This is a genomic window from Streptomyces sp. NPDC057486, assembly GCF_042802415.1.
In the GTDB taxonomy this organism is placed as follows: Bacteria; Actinomycetota; Actinomycetes; order Streptomycetales; family Streptomycetaceae; genus Streptomyces; species Streptomyces yanii.
In genome coordinates this window covers 1-15,779 of the sequence record NZ_JBHVEE010000034.1, presented here as the reverse complement: position 1 = coordinate 15,779, position 15,779 = coordinate 1, and the positions used below count along the sequence as shown (strand labels likewise).

Genomic DNA, 15,779 nt, shown 5'->3' with positions numbered 1-15,779 from the left:
GGGTACGGGAATATGTCTGTCGGCATGAGCAGGCCGCGCGACACACACCCGGCCGACGTGCGCGCCGACCGGGGTCCGGACGGCGAGAATTCCCCGGCCGACGTCGAGGGCAACGGCCCCGCGGACGACACCGTCGCATCCGGCATCGACCCGGACGACCTCCCCGACGGGCTCGTCATCGCCGACCGGACGGGCCGGGTCATCTGCTTCAACTCGGCGGCAGCCCGGATCACCGCCGTACCCAGGACCGCCGCGCTCGGCCGCCCGCTGGAGCACGTACTGCCGCTGGAGGACCTCAAGGGCCGACGCTGGTGGGCCCTGACCGATCCGTACGGCGGCCTCGCCACCCGGGTCGGCCAGCCCGAGCGGAACCTGCTGCTGCCCGGCGGCCGCGAGGTCCTGGTCGCCGCCCGGTACGTACGTGACTACCCGACCGGTCCGGTACGCCGGCTGGTGATCAGTCTGCGCGGCACCGAGGCCCGTCGCCGCACCGAGCGCAGCCACGCCGAACTGATCGCGATCGTCGCCCACGAGCTGCGCTCCCCGCTGACCTCCGTCAAGGGCTTCACCGCGACGCTGCTGGCCAAGTGGGAACGGTTCACCGACGACCAGAAGCGCCTGATGCTGGAGACCGTCGACGCCGACGCCAACCGCGTCACCCGGCTCATCGCCGAGCTGCTCGACATCTCCCGGATCGACTCCGGCCGCCTGGAGCTGCGCCGCCAGCCGGTCGACCTCTCCGCCGCCGTGGAACGCCACGTCCAGGCCCTCACCGCCAACGGTCAGACGCCCGACCGCTTCCTCGTCCGCACCCGGCAGCCGCTGCCCGCAGTGTGGGCCGACCCGGACAAGGTCGACCAGGTCCTCGGCAACCTGCTGGAAAACGCGGTGCGCCACGGCGAGGGAACCGTCACCATTGAACTCGCACCCGCACCCGCGAAGAGCGACGAGAAGGGAACGGCCGTCACCGTGAGCGACGAAGGCCCCGGCATCCCCGAGGAGTCGATGGGCCGTGTCTTCACCCGCTTCTGGCGGGGGAGCAAGCGCGGCGGTACGGGGCTGGGCCTCTACATCGTCAAGGGCATCGTCGAGGCGCACGGCGGCACGATCACAGTCGGCCGCGGCCCCGGCGGCGGCGCCGAATTCCGATTTATTCTGCCCGTGGGGGCTCCGGCTTTTCTGAAATAAGAGAGTTTGCGAAGCAATCGGGCAGGGCGGCGGCGGGCGACGGGAGGGCCTGAGCAGCCCGCGGGCTTCCTCCACCCCTCGTGGCCTTTAGACTCGACCTTTGGCACCTTTGCGTCCTCCAGTCGTCGAGCGGGGCCGCGCCACCAGCCAATCGGAAGCACGGGAAGAGATGTCGGCACCGAACAAGTCGTACGACCCAGTCGAGGTCGAGGCACTGAAACCGGAAGAGATCGAGCGCATGCGGGACGAGGCGTTCACCGCCTTCGCCGCCGCGGGCGACCTCGACGCGCTCGCCCAGGCGAAGACCGCGCACACCGGTGGTACCTCGCCCCTGTCCCTCGCCAACCGGGAGATCGGCGCGCTGCCGCCGCAGGCCAAGGCCGAGGCGGGCAAGCGTGTGGGCCAGGCCCGCGGCGCCGTGAGCAAGGCCCTCGCCGCCCGTCAGGCGGAGCTGGAGGCCGAGCGGGACGCCCGTGTGCTGGTCGAGGAGGCAGTGGACGTCACGCTGCCGTACGACCGCACCCCGGCCGGCGCCCGCCACCCTCTGACGACCATCATGGAGCGCGTCGCGGACGTCTTCGTGGCCATGGGCTACGAGATCGCGGAGGGCCCCGAGGTCGAGGCGGAGTGGTTCAACTTCGACGCCCTGAACTTCGTGCCCGACCACCCGGCCCGGCAGATGCAGGACACCTTCTTCGTCCAGGGCACCACGCCCGACGGGAAGCCGACCACGGGTGACGAGTCCGGCATCGTGCTGCGTACGCACACCTCGCCGGTCCAGGCCCGCACCCTGCTCGACCGCGAGCCGCCCGTCTACGTCGTCTGCCCCGGGCGGGTCTACCGCACCGACGAGCTCGACGCGACGCACACCCCGGTCTTCCACCAGATCGAGCTGCTCGCCGTCGACGAGGGCCTCACCATGGCGGACCTCAAGGGCACCCTCGACCACATGGTCCAGGCGCTCTTCGGCCCCGAGATGAAGACCCGGCTGCGGCCGAACTTCTTCCCCTTCACCGAGCCGTCCGCCGAGATGGACATGGTCTGCTACGTCTGCCGCGGCACGTCCGTCGGCAACCCGGACCGCCCCTGCCGCACCTGCGGCAGCGAGGGCTGGATCGAGCTCGGCGGCTGCGGCATGGTCAACCCCAAGGTGCTCATCGCCTGCGGCGTCGACCCCCAGAAGTACAGCGGATTCGCCTTCGGGTTCGGCATCGAACGAATGCTGATGTTCCGCCACAACGTCGAAGACATGCGAGACATGGTCGAGGGTGACGTCCGGTTCACCCGGCCGTTCGGGATGGAGATCTGATGCGCGTCCCGCTTTCCTGGCTGCGGGAGTACGTCGACCTGCCGGCGACGGAGACCGGCCGTGACGTACAGGCCAAGCTCGTCGACGTCGGTCTGGAGGTCGAGACCGTCGAGCACATCGGCGCCGGCCTCAAGGGCCCCCTGGTCGTCGGACAGGTACTGACCATCGAGGAGCTGGAGGGCTTCAAGAAGCCCATCCGCTTCTGCACCGTCGACGTCGGCTCCGCCAACGGCACCGGTGAGCCGCAGGAGATCGTCTGCGGAGCCCGTAACTTCGCCGTCGGCGACAAGGTCGTCGTGGTCCTCCCCGGCGCCGTACTGCCCGGCGACTTCGCGATCGCCGCACGCAAGACGTACGGCCGGACCTCGCACGGCATGATCTGCTCCACCGACGAGCTCGGCATGGGCGACGACGGCACGCACGGCATCATCGTGCTGTCGCCGGAGCACGAGGTCGGCACGGACGCGATCGAGCTGCTCCAGCTCGTCGACGAGGTCCTCGACATCGCCGTCACCCCCGACCGCGGCTACTGCCTCTCGATGCGCGGCGTCGCCCGTGAGACCGCCATCGCGTACGGGCTGCCGCTGCGCGACCCGGCTCTCCTCGACGTGCCCGCGCCGAACGCGTTCGGCTACCCGGTGAAGGTGGCCGACCCGATCGGCTGCGACCGGTTCACCGCGCGCACCGTCGTCGGTCTGGATCCCGAGGCGCGCTCCCCGATCTGGATGCAGCGCCGGCTGCAGAAGGCCGGGATGCGCCCGATCTCGCTCACCGTCGACATCACCAACTACGTGATGCTGGAGCTCGGTCAGCCGCTGCACGCCTACGACCGCACCCGTATCGACGGGCCGATCGGGGTGCGCCGCGCCCAGCAGGGCGAGAAGCTCACCACGCTCGACGGCACGGCCCGCGTCCTGGACGCAGAGGACCTGGTCATCACCGACAACCGCGGGCCGATCGGTCTCGCGGGGGTCATGGGCGGCGCCAACACCGAGATCGCCGACACCCAGAACGGTGGGAGCACCACCGAGGTCGTCATCGAGGCCGCGCACTTCGACGCGATCTCGATCGCCCGGACCGCACGCCGTCACAAGCTGTCCTCCGAGGCGTCCAAGCGCTTCGAGCGCGGCGCCGACCCGCAGGCCGCGGCCGCTGCCGCACAGCGCACCGTCGACCTGCTGGTGCTGCTCGCGGGCGGCACCGCCGAGGCCGGCGTCACCGAGGTCGCGGCTCCGTCCGCGCCCCGCACCATCCCGATGCCCGCGGACCACCCCGACCGGGTGGCCGGTGTCGCGTACGGCCGCGAGACCGTCGTACGCCGCCTCCAGCAGGTCGGCTGCGACGTCTACGGGCAGGACGAGCTCCTGGTCACCGTGCCGTCCTGGCGGCCCGACCTGAGCGAGCCGAACGACCTCGCCGAAGAGGTCATCCGGCTGGAGGGGTACGAGAACCTCCCGTCCACGCTGCCGACGCCGCCGTCCGGGCGCGGGCTCACCGACCGCCAGCGGCTGCACCGCAGGGTCGGCCGGGCGCTCGCCGGAGCCGGCTATGTCGAGGCGCTGAACTACCCGTTCATCGGCGACGCGGTGCTGGACCAGCTCGGGTTCGACGCCGACGACGCCCGCCGCCGTACGGTCAAGCTCGTCAACCCGCTCTCCGACGAGGAGCCGGCGCTGCGCACCACGCTGCTGCCGGGCCTCCTCGGCGCACTGCGGCGCAACGACGGCCGCGGCAGCCATGACCTGGCTCTCTTCGAGACGGGACTGGTCTTCCGGCCGACCGGCGAGGAGACCGCGGCCGTGCGGCTGCCCGTCGACCACCGTCCCGGCGACGAGCAGATCGCCGGGCTGAACGCCGCGCTGCCGCATCAGCCGCGCCGCGCGGCGGTCGTCCTCGCGGGCGCCCGCGAGCAGGCCGGCTGGTGGGGCAAGGGCCGCCCGGTCGGCTGGGCGGACTCCATCGAGGCCGCTCGTGCCATCGCCCGCGAGGCCGGTGTCGAGCTCATCGTCCGGAACGACCAGCACGCGCCGTGGCACCCCGGCCGCTGCGCCGCGCTGTTCGTCACGGCGAACGACGCGGAGGTCCTCGTCGGGCACGCCGGCGAGCTGCACCCGGGCGTCATCAAGGAGCTCCACCTGCCGGAGCGGACCTGCGCCATGGAGATCGACCTCGATCTCCTGGAGCAGGCCGTCGACGGCGCACTCCAGGCGCCGCGGATCTCCACCTTCCCGGTGGCGACCCAGGACGTCGCGCTGATCGTCGCGCAGGACGTGCCCGCCGCCGACGTGGAGCAGGCGTTGCGGGAGGGTGCGGGTGAACTCCTCGAATCTCTGAGGCTGTTCGACGTGTTCGCCGGTGAGCAGATCGGCGAGGGCAGGAAGTCCCTGGCGTACGCGCTGCGGTTCCGCGCGCCGGACCGCACTCTGACTGTCGACGAGGCCACGGCCGCCCGAGACGCGGCGGTCGCCCTGGCCGCGGAGCGGACGGGCGCGGTGCTGCGCGGAGCGTAGCGCGCCGACGGCGACCGGCCATCGAGGCCGAACCGGCCGCAGAAGGTGAGGAGGGGGCGTATCCGGCTACCGGATACGCCCCCTCCTTCTGCGCTCGCCGAACGGCGGGGGACCGCACGCGGGCACCGGCCCGGCCCAGGGGAACCCGGGTCCGGTCCGACCCCGCAGCCACCCTCCGATCAGTGGGCAGTGGGTCGTGCGATCCGGCGTCGTCCGCGCTGCCACGGAGTGTCGGGCAGGTCGGCAGAGCGAACGACGCGGGTGCGGGTCGTCGACTGTACGAGGGGGAGCAGACGACCCGGCCGCCTCTTGCGAGGCGACTGATTCAACCGATTCGTACCCCGGTGCACCAGAGTGCGCGGCGGGACGGTTCGGGCATTCCGTTCACACCCCGTGTGAAACGTGCTCCACTGGGGCGACAGGCCTTAGGAGGGGCAATGGAGCCCAACATCCTGCTCGAATCCCTCATCGACGAGGCGGGCGTCTCCCGGGCAGGTCTTGCCGCGCACATCAACCAGGCCGGGCGTGCCCGCGGACTGTCCCTGCGGTACGAACACACTGCCGTGGCCCGCTGGTTGAAGGGCCAGCGGCCCCGCGGGCAGGCGCCCGACCTGATCTGCGAGGTGCTCGGCGACCGGCTGCGCCGACCGGTCTCCCTCGACGACATCGGCATGGCGACCTGCGGCCGCGGAGGCACGGTCGTGCCGGGTTCGACGCTCACCGGCTTCGTCGAACGGGCCACCGCGTTGTGGCGCTCGGACGAACAGCAGCGCCCCCACCTCCTCGCCGCGGCCGCCGTCACCGGCACGACGGCGGTCATGCCCGTCTGGGAGTGGGAGAACCCGCCCGAGGACGCCGATGTCTCCCGTGTCGGTCCGACACGCGTCGGCGTGGCCGACATAGCGATGCTGCGTGCCGCCCGCGCCCACTACGAACTGATGTACCGCAGGGCCGGCGGCATCGCGACGCGTTCCCGCATCGTCGGCTTCCTCAACGCCGAGACCGCCCCGCTGCTGCGTGGCGGCTACAGCGACGCGACCGGCCGTCAGTTGCACCGGGCGACCGGCGGGCTGGTGGCCGTCGCGGGCATCTGCGCCTACGACTCCGACGCGCACGGTCTCGCCCAGCGCTACTTCCACCAGGCGCTGCGGCTGGCCAAGGCGAGCGGGGACCGGGGTCTCGGCGGGTATGTGATCGCCCTGCTGGTCAACCAGTCGCTGTTCCTCGCCGACTACCGGCAGTCCGTCGCCTTCGCGGAGGCGGCGCTGCGGGCCGCGGGACGGCACATCACGCCCGCGCTGGCGGCCGATCTGTACGCGATGCAGGCGAAGGCGTACGCGCACCTCGGCGACGGTCACAGCGCCCTGGAGTGCATCCGGCGAGCCGAGTCCGAGGCCGAGCGCATCCGCCCCGGCCATGAACCCGACGAGACGGGGTACGTCGAACCGGGCCTGGTCAATGTGCAGGTGGCGGAGGCCCTGCTCAGCCTCGGCGATCTGCCGGGGGCTCGGGAGCACGCCGCTGCGGCGGTCAGTACCCCGGCGCACGACCGGGGCCGGGTGCACCGGCTGGCCATCCTGACCCATATCGAGCTGCGGCAGGGGGAGGCGGACCGGGCGGCGGGCACGGCCACGGAGATGGCGGAACGGGCCCGGGGGATGGAGTCGCAGCGGCTGCGGGACCGGCTGCGGGCGGTGCGCGAGGATCTGGTCGGGAGTGGCTGCGCAGACGCGGAACAGGCCGCCGAGATGATCGACGGGGCGTTGCGCGTACCGCTGTGAACGTACTGAACGTACGCCGGGAACGTTCCCCTCCGACGCTGCTCCTGCTGCCATGTTGCCACCAACGTGTCGGAAGGTGGCAGAACTGTGCAGTGGACGAATCTGAACGAACAAACTGTCTATGAGAACCGCTGGTTCCGGGTCAATCTGGCGGATGTCGTTCTTCCCGACGGCCGTCACCTCGACCACTACCTCGTCCGGCTCCGGGCCGTCGCCGCGGCGACCGTCGTCAACGAGGCCAACGAGGTCCTGCTGCTGTGGCGGCACCGGTTCATCACCGACAGCTGGGGCTGGGAGCTCGCCGCCGGTGTGGTCGAGGACGGCGAGGGCATCGAGGCCGCGGCCGCCCGGGAGATGGAGGAGGAGACCGGCTGGCGCCCGGGCCCGCTGCGGCCGCTGTTGACCGTGGAGCCGTCGAACGGCCTCACCGACGCTCGGCACCACCTCTACTGGGCCGAGGAGGCGACCTGGACCGGCCCTCCGCAGGACGATTTCGAGTCGTCGCGCCGCGAGTGGATACCGCTCAAGCTGGTGCCCGACATGATCGCCCGGGGCGAGGTGCCGGCGGCCAACACGGTGGCCGGGTTGCTGATGCTCCATCACTTACGGATCGGGTGAGGCACGTCGCGCACGCGATCGGGGCCGGCCGGGACATCCCCGGCCGGCCCCGCAGGCGGTACGACGACCGGCAGGTCAGGAGTACGGGTAGAAGCCCGAGCCCGTCTTGCGGCCGAGCCGGCCCGCGTCGACCATGCGCTGGAGCAGCGGGGGAGCGGCGTACAGCGGTTCCTTGAACTCGGCGTACATCGAGTCGGCGACCGAGGCCACGGTGTCCAGGCCGATGAGGTCGGACAGCTTCAGCGGGCCCATCGGGTGGGCGCAGCCGAGCTCCATGCCGTTGTCGATGTCCTCGCGGCTGGCGATACCCGACTCGAACATCCGGATCGCGGAAAGGAGATACGGGATCAGCAGAGCGTTGACGACGAAGCCGGAGCGGTCCTGGGCGCGGATCGGATGCTTGCCCAGCACGTCCTGCACCAGTGCCTCGGAGCGCCGGATCGTCTCGTCGGACGTGGTCAGAGCGGGGATCAGCTCGACGAGCTTCTGCACCGGGGCCGGGTTGAAGAAGTGGATGCCCATGACCTGGTCCGGGCGGGACGTCGCCACAGCCAGCTTCACCAGCGGGATGGAGGACGTGTTGGAGGCGAGAATCGCGTCCTTTCGGGTCACCACTTGGTCGAGCACCTGGAAGATCTCGGTCTTGACCTGCTCGTTCTCCACGACGGCCTCGATCACGAGATCGCGGTCGGCGAACTCGCCGAGGTCGGTGGTGAAGCCGAGGCGGCCGAGTGTCTCGTCGCGCTCCTCCTCGGTGATCTTGCCGCGTTCGGCGGCCTTCGAGAGGGAGTTGTGGAGCCGGGTGCGACCGATCTCCAGCGCCTCGCCGGTGGTCTCGGCCACCATGACGTCGAGTCCGCTGCGGGCGCACACCTCCGCGATGCCTGCGCCCATTTGGCCACAGCCCACCACTCCGACGCGTGCAATGTCGGCCATAGAGTCCGTCACCTCGTGCCTTTCGCTCATCTCCGTTCGGCGGGCTCCCGTCTGATTCCGGTCCCCGCCTCGACCCCCCGACGTTACTCCGCGGCCTACGGGTCATGACGGGCCGGGGCGGGCATGCTCTGCGTTACCCCCGATGCCGGGGGTGACGGACGAGGACACAGAGACGGCAGGTGGCAACGAAATGCGGCAAATGGCCCGAAGGGGCTTTGTGGCGGGTGCGGCCGGGGTGGTCGCGGGGATGACGGCCTCGGTCGCGGGTGCGGCCGAGGCCCTCGCGGTACCGCGGGAAGCGCCGGTTCCGTCCGGGGCGGGTGCGTCGCCCGGGCCGGGTGCGCATCTCCCGCGCGTCGCCCGGCGCGAGATGCGCGGTATGTGGGTCGCCACCGTCGCCAACATCGACTGGCCCTCGGCGCCCGGCCTGACGGCGGCGGCGCAGCAGGCCGAGCTGATCGCGTACCTCGACGAGGCCGTCGACCGGCGGCTGAACGCCGTCGTCCTGCAGGTCCGGCCGACCGCCGATGCCCTGTGGCCGTCCTCCTACGAGCCGTGGGCCCAGTACCTCACCGGCGTCCAGGGGAAGAACCCCGGCTGGGACCCGCTGGGCACCGCTGTCCGTGAGGCGCACCGCCGCGGCCTGGAACTGCATGCCTGGTTCAACCCGTACCGGGTCGCCAACCACACGGATCCGTCCCGGCTGGTCCCCACCCATCCGGCGCGGCTGCACCCCGACTGGGTCCTGCCGTACGGCGGGAAGCTCTACTACAACCCCGGACTGCCCGAGGTGCGCCGCTTCGTCCAGGACGCGATGCTCGACGCGGTCCGCCGCTACGACATCGACGCCGTCCACTGGGACGACTACTTCTACCCGTATCCGGTCGCCGGACAGGTCTTCGCCGACGACGCCACCTACGCGAAGTACGGCGCGGGCTTCCCGGACAAGGCCGCCTGGCGCCGCGACAACACCGACAAGCTGGTCCGCGAGATGTCCGCGGGGATCAAGAAGATCAAGAAGCACGTCCAGTTCGGGATCAGCCCGTTCGGTGTCTGGCGCAATGCGGGGACCGACCCTCTGGGCTCGGACACCAGGGCAGGGGTGCAGACCTACGACGACCTGCACGCCGACACCCGAGGCTGGGTCAAGAAGGGATGGATCGACTACATCTGTCCGCAGGTCTACTGGAACATCGGCTTCGCCGCCGCCGACTACGCCAAGCTGGTCCCCTGGTGGGACGCGGTGGTACGGGGCACAGGTGTCAACCTCTTCGTCGGCGAGGCGCTCTACAAGAGCGGTGACCCCGCCCAGCCCGCCGCCTGGCAGGACCCGGCCGAGCTCTCTCGCCACATCGGCCTCGCCGCCGGCTACGACCAGGTCCGCGGGCATGTCTACTTCTCGGGCAAGGACGTGGTCACCGACCGGGCCGGCATGATGGCGCGCGTCGTGGCGGACCACTACCGCAGCAGAGTGCGCCCTCCCCGCTGACCCGAGGGGTCCGAGGCGGAGAGGGCGCTACGAGGGGTGGCGCGGTCGGGGCGGTGCCGTGTGCCCGGGGAACCTACGGGGTCTCCGGGCCCCGGTGCCGGACCACGGCGTGCTGGACGATGGTGTCGGGACCTGGCGAAACCAGGTGTTCGTGTCCGTCCTCGGAGCGGACGCGATACGGGGGCGCGCCCCCGTCCCCGAGCACTTCGAGGATTTCTGCGACCCGGTCGTGCTGCCCCACGGTCCTGCCGTGCGTCAGCAGCCGGTCGCCCGCGTGTGCCTCCATAGGGAGTGACCTCCTCACGGGTGACGGTCCATGTCGACAAGTCTATGACCGGATCCGCCCGCGCACCGGGCGTACCGGTGACTCTTTTCGGACAGGGCGGGAACAGGGCGCGGTTGAGGCCGCCGTGGCGCGTGTGCCCCGGCCGTCGTGGGCCACGCCGGACGCCCCCTGGCGCCGCGCCCCCGCCCGCTGGGTGGCCGCGATGCAGACGAGGACGGCCACCGCCGCCACGGGTGCGGCCGCCGAGACCTTCTCGCCGAGGAGCAGGAACGACCACACCAGGGTCAGCAGCGGCTGCGCGAGCTGAAGCTGGCTCGCCCGCGGGACCCCGATCTCCGCCATGCCGCGGTACCAGACGTACAGGCCGACGAAGGTGGAACCCGCCGCCACCCAGACCAGGCCGATGACCCCGTGCGTGGTCAGCCGCACCGGCTCGAAGGAAAGCGCGACCGCCGCGCCCGCCACCATCGGCGGCGTCGCGAGGACCAGTGCCCAGCCGATCACCTGCCAGCCCGGCATGACCGCGGCCAGCCTGCCGCCCTCGGTGTACCCCGCCGCGCACACCAGCAGCGCGCCGAACAGGAAGAGATCGCCGGAGGAGAGCGCGCCGCCGCTCTGCTGCACGGTGAACACGATCACCACGGCCGCGCCGGTCAGTGCCGCGATCCAGAAGATCCGCGGCGGACGCGACCCGGTCCGCAGCGACGAGAGGACCGCCGTGGTCAGCGGCAGCAACCCCACCACCACGGCCGCGTGCGACGAGGTGGAGGTCTGCAGGGCCAGCGTGGTCAGCAGCGGGAACCCCACCACCACACCACCGGCGACGACCGCGAGCCCGCCCCAGTGGCGGCGGTCGGGCACCGGGACCCGTCCCGCGAGCAGCACGCTGCCCGCGATCAGTGCGGCGAGCAGGCTGCGCAGGGTCACCAGGGACCAGGGGCCGAAGCTCTCCAGTCCCCAGACCGTGGACGGGAAGGTCAGCGAGAAGGCGACGACGCCGAGCCCGGCGAGCAGGGTGCCGCTCCGGCCCGCCGATGGGGCGACTGCTGTCGAAGGGGAGGTAACCGCTATCGATGTCTGACGGGTAGCGCTATCCTTTGCTGTCATGCAAGAGCGTAGCAGTGTAGCTGAGCTGGCAAATTCTCTTCGAAGTGAACTGAACCGCTACTCACCAGGTGGGAAGCTGCCATCCAGCCGGGCGCTCGTGGAGCGCTATCGGGTCAGTCCGGTGACCGTCTCCCGGGCGATCGCGCAGCTCGCCGCCGAAGGGCTCGTCGTGACCCGTCCCGGCTCCGGCGCCTTCCGGGCGGAGCCCCGTGCCGACGTGCCCCCGCCCGGCGACACCTCCTGGCAGGAGGTCTCTCTCAGCGGCGACGGTGGACCCGAGGTCGTGCCCCGTACCGTCGACGCGTCCGGCGTCCTGGTCACGCTCGCCGCACCGCCGCCCGGCGTCATCGAGCTGAACGGCGGCTACCTCCACCCCTCGCTCCAGCCCGAACGGGCGCTCGCCGCCGCCCTCGCCCGGGCCGGTCGCCGCCCCGGAGCCTGGGGCCGGCCGCCCACCGACGGGCTCACCGAGCTCCGTGCCTGGTTCGCCCGCGAGATCGGACCCTCGCTCACCGCCGCCGACGTACTCATCACCGCGGGCGGCCAGAGCGCCCTGGCCACCGCTCTGCGCGCCCTCGCCCCGCCCGGCGCCCCCGTCCTCGTCGAATCGCCCACCTACCCGGGCATGCTGGCGGCTGCCCGTGCCGCCGGACTGCGTCCCGTCCCGGTCCCGGTCGACGCCGACGGGGTCCGCCCCGATCTGCTGGCCGCCGCCTTCGGCGCCACGGGCGCTCGCGTGTTCGTCTGCCAGCCGCTCTTCCAGAATCCGACCGGCGCGGTCCTGGCCCCGGACCGTCGGCGTGAGGTCGTCCGGATAGCCCGCGAGGCGGGGGCGTTCGTCATCGAGGACGACTTCGCGCGCCGTCTCGTCCACGACGACGCGGGCCCGCTGCCCGCGCCGCTCGCCGCCGACGACCCCGACGGCGTCGTCGTCCACGTCTGCTCCCTCACCAAGATCACCTCGCCCAGCCTGCGGGTGGGTGCGCTGACCGCCCGGGGGCCGGTGCTGGAACGGCTGCGGGCCATCCAGATCGTCGACAGCTTCTTCGTCCCGCGTCCGCTCCAGGAAGCCGCGCTCGAACTGGTCGGTTCCCCGGCCTGGGGTCACCATCTGCGTTCCGTGCCGACGGAGTTGAGGAACCGGCGTACCGCCATGACGACCGCCCTGCGGCTCGAACTGCCCGGCCTGTCGCTCCCGCACATTCCCGCGGGCGGCGGGAGCCTCTGGCTGCGGCTGCCGGTTGCCGAAGCCGGCCCCGACGAAGCCGCGTTGGTGTCGGCCGCCCTGCGCGCAGGCGTCGCGGTCGCGCCGGGCCGCCCGTACTACTGCGCCGAACCTCCGGCCGCCCAGGTGCGGTTGAGCTTCGCCGCGGTCGCCGGAGCGGGCGAGATCGCCGAGGGTGTACGACGGCTGCGTACCGCCTGCGACAAACTCTTCGCCGCCACGGGCCTTTGCGACCTATCCTCCGGGCATGGCTGACATCCCCCAGGAGCGTTACGAGATCTCGTCCGATCCGGCTCGGCTGGACCCGGCCCGCATCCACCACTGGCTTTCCACCGACGCCTACTGGGCGCTCGGCCGTACCCGCGAGAAGCAGGATCTGGCCATCGCCGGTTCGCTCAACTTCGGTGTGTACGAATCCACTTCAGGGGAGCAGGTCGGCTACGCCCGGGTGGTGACCGACCACGTCACCTTCGCCTGGCTCTGCGATGTGTACGTCGACCGGTCGGCCCGCGGCCACGGGCTCGGCACCCGGCTCGCCGCCGCCGTGCGCGACCACCTCGCCCCGACCGGCATCCGCAGGCTCACTCTCGCGACCGATGACGCCCACGGCGTCTACGCGAGGGTCGGGTTCCAGCCGCTCAAGGACCCCGAGAAGTGGATGTACTTCAGGTTCGAACGTCCCGGAGCCGTCTGAAATTCGCCCTCTTGACCTGGGCGGCGTTCGGCTCCACGATCTCGGCCATGAGTGTTCGAGTCTCGCTCGTCGCCGCGGCGCGCAGCTCTTCCCTGCTGGCCGAGCGCTTTGACGACGACCGGCCGCTCGATCAGGCCGGCTGGCAGGAAGTGCAGCTCGCCGCAAGGGCGTTGGTGCCTCTGGGCGCCGCCGAACTGCGTTACTGCTCGCCGACCGCCCGCAGCCGCGCCACCGGTGAGGCGCTCGGCTTCGCCCCCATGGCCCAGCCCGCCCTGCGCGACTGCGACATGGGCCGTTGGCGGGGCTGGACCCTCTCCGATGTCGCGGCCCGCGAACCCGCCGCGGTGAATGCCTGGCTCGCCGACCCGCGCTCCGCACCGCACGGCGGCGAGCCACTGCTCGCCTTCATCGCGCGGATAGGGGGCTGGCTGGACACCCGGCCGGCCTGTGACGGCTCGATCGTCGCCGTCGCCGAGCCGTCCGTCGTCCGGGCCGCCCTCGTCTACGCGCTGGGGGCGCCGCCCTCGACGTACTGGAATGTCGACGTCCGCCCGCTCTCCACGATCACGCTCATCGGTCTGCGGGGCCGCTGGAGCCTGAGCCTCGAAGCGGGCGCCCGCTGAACCGACGAGCCGCCCCGACCATGGGGTGTGGCCCCGTGCCGCAGATCCACGGCCCTTGCGACGACCGGTTCTCCGGCGTCCGTACCGCATTCGGGGCGAACGTCCGGGACCGCGACGAACCGGGCGCCGCCGTCACCGTGCTGGTCGACGGGGAACCCGTGGCCGACCTCTGGGGCGGCTGGGCCGACGAGGCCCGTACCCGCCCTCGGGAGCGGTTCGTTCGGCATGTGCGCACAGGGGGCGGATATCGGACCCCGGGGACCGCGACACACGGCCCAGGGAAGGCATGCGTGTGCGCCGCGGTGCATCCGGGTGATGCGTACCGGGCCGCGTCTCGGCTCACGCGAGCTCGGTGGGCTCGTCCTGAAGCCCGGACCCGATCTGCTCCCGCAGCTCCAGTCCGTCCGCGTGACCGTGCATCCGGGCGGCCAGCTCGGTGGTGGCGCGGACCACTTCCTCCGGCTCACCGGCGAGGGCAAGCGTGCATTTCGTCTCGCTGGGGTATTCCCGGCAGTCGGCGACCTTCCGCATGAGGCACCTCCCTGCTCCCTTCCACTCTAGGGCGGTGTTCACGCCGGGGAGTGGGGAGCAGGGAGGCGCCGGTGCGCTCACAGCCGTAGGGAACTGTCCGGCTCCGGTCGGTGCGGCCGGTCATTCACCCCTGCGCGCTGCGGCGGCGAGCGTCAGGGCCTCGGCGATGCCGGTCTCCGCGGCGACCTTGTCGATACCGAGCCCGGTCAGCACGCCCTCGCCGTCCTCGTGCTCCAGCAGCGCGAGCAGGATGTGCTCCGTGCCGACGTAGTTGTGCCCCATCCGCAGGGCCTCCCGGAACGTGAGCTCCAGCGCCTTGCGTGCCCCGGCGTCGTACGGAATGAGGTCCGGGAGCGCCGCTGCCGCGGGCGGCAGCGCCTCGGTGGCGGCCTGCCTGACGGCGTCGAGCGAGACGCCCTGCGCCTTGATGAACGCCGCGGCGAGCCCGTCCGGCTCACTGAGCAGCCCCAGCGTCAGGTGCTCCGTGCGCACCTGGTCGTTGTTTGCGGCGCGGGCCTCGTTCTGTGCCGCCATCACGACGTTCCGCGCCCGCTCGGTGAACCGGCTGAACCCCTGACTGGGGTCGAGATCCGACGGTTCGCCGGGATCCTTGGCGACGAAGCGCTTCTGGGCCGCCTGTCGGGTGACTCCCATGCTCTTCCCGATCTCCGTCCAGGAGGCTCCCGAGCGGCGTGCCTGATCGACGAAGTGGCCGATCAGATGGTCGGCCACGTCGCCGAGGTGATCGGCGGCGATGACTGCGCCCGAGAGCTGTTCGAGAGCGTCGGAGTGAACTTTCTTGATGGCTTCGATCAGTTCGTCGAGCCGTACCGGATTCGTCATGCTCACTGGTTTCGCCATGTGTCAACCGTAGGTTGACAGTCGTGCACTGTCAACCATCAGTTGACAGTGCACGTAGGGCGTGGCGACGCTCGGCCTTGCGGGCAGGTCGGTCGACCTCGGCGGGAAGTGGTGGATGGCGCCCAGTGCGTCATCCGCGGGCTCATATGGGCCCGGGCGGGCCGCGGCGCGTTCTCCGGGAAGGTGTCCAGGCCTGCGTCGAGTCGAGCCGTCGTCTCCGGGGGCCGCGGACTCCGCGTGGAGCCCGAAGCGGTCCGGGAAGTCTGCGGAGTGGGGTGCGTCGCGCCGGCGAGCGGGGCGGCCCGGAGCTCGGTGAGCCGGGCGTGCGGCCGCCACTTCCGTACGGACCGGTGGCCGTCGCGCCAGGTCGCATGGGCTGCGCCGACCTGCCGACCCGGGCATGGGCCCGCCGCGACCGGAGGGACGTCGGTCCGGGTGTGCGGGGCTGCCGTCATGGACGCGGCATGCAGCCGCTCGGCGCGTACCCGGCTCCGGCCGGAAGGATCCATCGGGCGACCGTCGCCGCAGTGCCGCACGGGTCTCGCAGTGGACCCGAACGGTCCCGCCGGGCCGTCGTGGGGTGGGAACGAGCGCCCGGCCTCTCGCTGATCGATCAGCGAG

14 protein-coding genes and 1 pseudogene are annotated in these 15,779 nt (G+C 71.6%); 10 read left to right on the top strand and 5 right to left on the bottom strand.

Annotated features, from left to right (window positions below):
* Positions 1-12 precede the first annotated feature (12 nt).
* The 5 genes from ACFU6I_RS18060 to ACFU6I_RS18040 all read left to right on the top strand — a co-directional run bounded on the left by ACFU6I_RS18060 (position 13) and on the right by ACFU6I_RS18040 (position 7,406).
* Positions 13-1,188, top strand: a complete 1,176-nt coding sequence (locus tag ACFU6I_RS18060) for an ATP-binding protein (RefSeq protein WP_384367334.1) — start codon at positions 13-15, stop codon at positions 1,186-1,188.
* Positions 1,189-1,357: 169 nt separating this feature from the next.
* Entirely contained in the window at positions 1,358-2,497 is a 1,140-nt protein-coding gene (gene pheS / locus ACFU6I_RS18055) for a phenylalanine--tRNA ligase subunit alpha (protein ID WP_345513093.1), read from the top strand.
* Positions 2,497-5,007 (top strand): phenylalanine--tRNA ligase subunit beta, encoded by a 2,511-nt coding sequence (pheT, locus tag ACFU6I_RS18050; RefSeq protein ID WP_384367331.1) that lies wholly within the window; start codon positions 2,497-2,499, stop codon positions 5,005-5,007. The genes pheS and pheT overlap by 1 nt, the downstream gene beginning before the upstream one ends.
* Positions 5,008-5,444: 437 nt before the next feature.
* The gene (locus ACFU6I_RS18045) at positions 5,445-6,788 is read left to right on the top strand and encodes a transcriptional regulator (RefSeq protein WP_384367327.1); all 1,344 of its coding nucleotides are present in this window, start codon (positions 5,445-5,447) and stop codon (positions 6,786-6,788) included.
* Between the two features lie 87 nt (positions 6,789-6,875).
* A complete protein-coding gene (locus tag ACFU6I_RS18040; RefSeq protein WP_345513097.1) occupies positions 6,876-7,406 on the top strand; it encodes an NUDIX domain-containing protein in 531 nt (176 codons plus the stop codon).
* 75 nt (positions 7,407-7,481) lie between these two features.
* Here the strand turns inward: ACFU6I_RS18040 and ACFU6I_RS18035 are convergent, their stop codons facing one another.
* Positions 7,482-8,342, bottom strand: a complete 861-nt coding sequence (locus ACFU6I_RS18035) for a 3-hydroxybutyryl-CoA dehydrogenase (RefSeq protein WP_384367324.1) — start codon at positions 8,340-8,342, stop codon at positions 7,482-7,484.
* A gap of 190 nt (positions 8,343-8,532) precedes the next feature.
* Between ACFU6I_RS18035 and ACFU6I_RS18030 the strand changes: the two genes are divergently transcribed.
* On the top strand, positions 8,533-9,831 hold the full coding sequence (locus tag ACFU6I_RS18030; protein ID WP_384367321.1) for a glycoside hydrolase family 10 protein: 1,299 nt from the start codon (positions 8,533-8,535) through the stop codon (positions 9,829-9,831).
* 73 nt (positions 9,832-9,904) lie between these two features.
* On the opposite strand, the gene ACFU6I_RS18025 is transcribed toward ACFU6I_RS18030, so the two are convergent.
* Both ACFU6I_RS18025 and ACFU6I_RS18020 read right to left on the bottom strand, forming a co-directional pair.
* On the bottom strand, positions 9,905-10,117 hold the full coding sequence (locus tag ACFU6I_RS18025) for a DUF1918 domain-containing protein (RefSeq protein WP_345513099.1): 213 nt from the start codon (positions 10,115-10,117) through the stop codon (positions 9,905-9,907).
* Between the two features lie 42 nt (positions 10,118-10,159).
* Positions 10,160-11,224, bottom strand: coding sequence for a DMT family transporter (locus tag ACFU6I_RS18020; RefSeq protein ID WP_384367318.1), 1,065 nt, complete (start codon positions 11,222-11,224; stop codon positions 10,160-10,162).
* Between ACFU6I_RS18020 and ACFU6I_RS18015 the strand changes: the two genes are divergently transcribed.
* From ACFU6I_RS18015 to ACFU6I_RS18000, 4 genes and pseudogenes are all read left to right on the top strand, one after another.
* Positions 11,223-12,704, top strand: a complete 1,482-nt coding sequence (locus ACFU6I_RS18015) for a PLP-dependent aminotransferase family protein (RefSeq protein ID WP_384367315.1) — start codon at positions 11,223-11,225, stop codon at positions 12,702-12,704. The genes ACFU6I_RS18020 and ACFU6I_RS18015 overlap by 2 nt on opposite strands.
* Positions 12,697-13,143, top strand: coding sequence for a GNAT family N-acetyltransferase (locus ACFU6I_RS18010; protein ID WP_384367312.1), 447 nt, complete (start codon positions 12,697-12,699; stop codon positions 13,141-13,143). The genes ACFU6I_RS18015 and ACFU6I_RS18010 overlap by 8 nt, the downstream gene beginning before the upstream one ends.
* A gap of 47 nt (positions 13,144-13,190) precedes the next feature.
* On the top strand, positions 13,191-13,766 hold the full coding sequence (locus tag ACFU6I_RS18005; protein ID WP_384367309.1) for a histidine phosphatase family protein: 576 nt from the start codon (positions 13,191-13,193) through the stop codon (positions 13,764-13,766).
* 20 nt (positions 13,767-13,786) lie between these two features.
* Positions 13,787-13,981, top strand: a pseudogene (locus ACFU6I_RS18000) (EstA family serine hydrolase); the annotation flags it as partial.
* Positions 13,982-14,105: 124 nt separating this feature from the next.
* On the opposite strand, the gene ACFU6I_RS17995 reads toward ACFU6I_RS18000, so the two are convergent.
* Together ACFU6I_RS17995 and ACFU6I_RS17990 are read right to left on the bottom strand one after the other, a co-directional pair.
* The gene (locus tag ACFU6I_RS17995; RefSeq protein WP_384367306.1) at positions 14,106-14,297 is read right to left on the bottom strand and encodes a DUF1059 domain-containing protein; all 192 of its coding nucleotides are present in this window, start codon (positions 14,295-14,297) and stop codon (positions 14,106-14,108) included.
* 120 nt (positions 14,298-14,417) lie between these two features.
* The gene (locus tag ACFU6I_RS17990) at positions 14,418-15,158 is read right to left on the bottom strand and encodes a Clp protease N-terminal domain-containing protein (RefSeq protein WP_384367303.1); all 741 of its coding nucleotides are present in this window, start codon (positions 15,156-15,158) and stop codon (positions 14,418-14,420) included.
* Positions 15,159-15,779 lie beyond the last annotated feature (621 nt).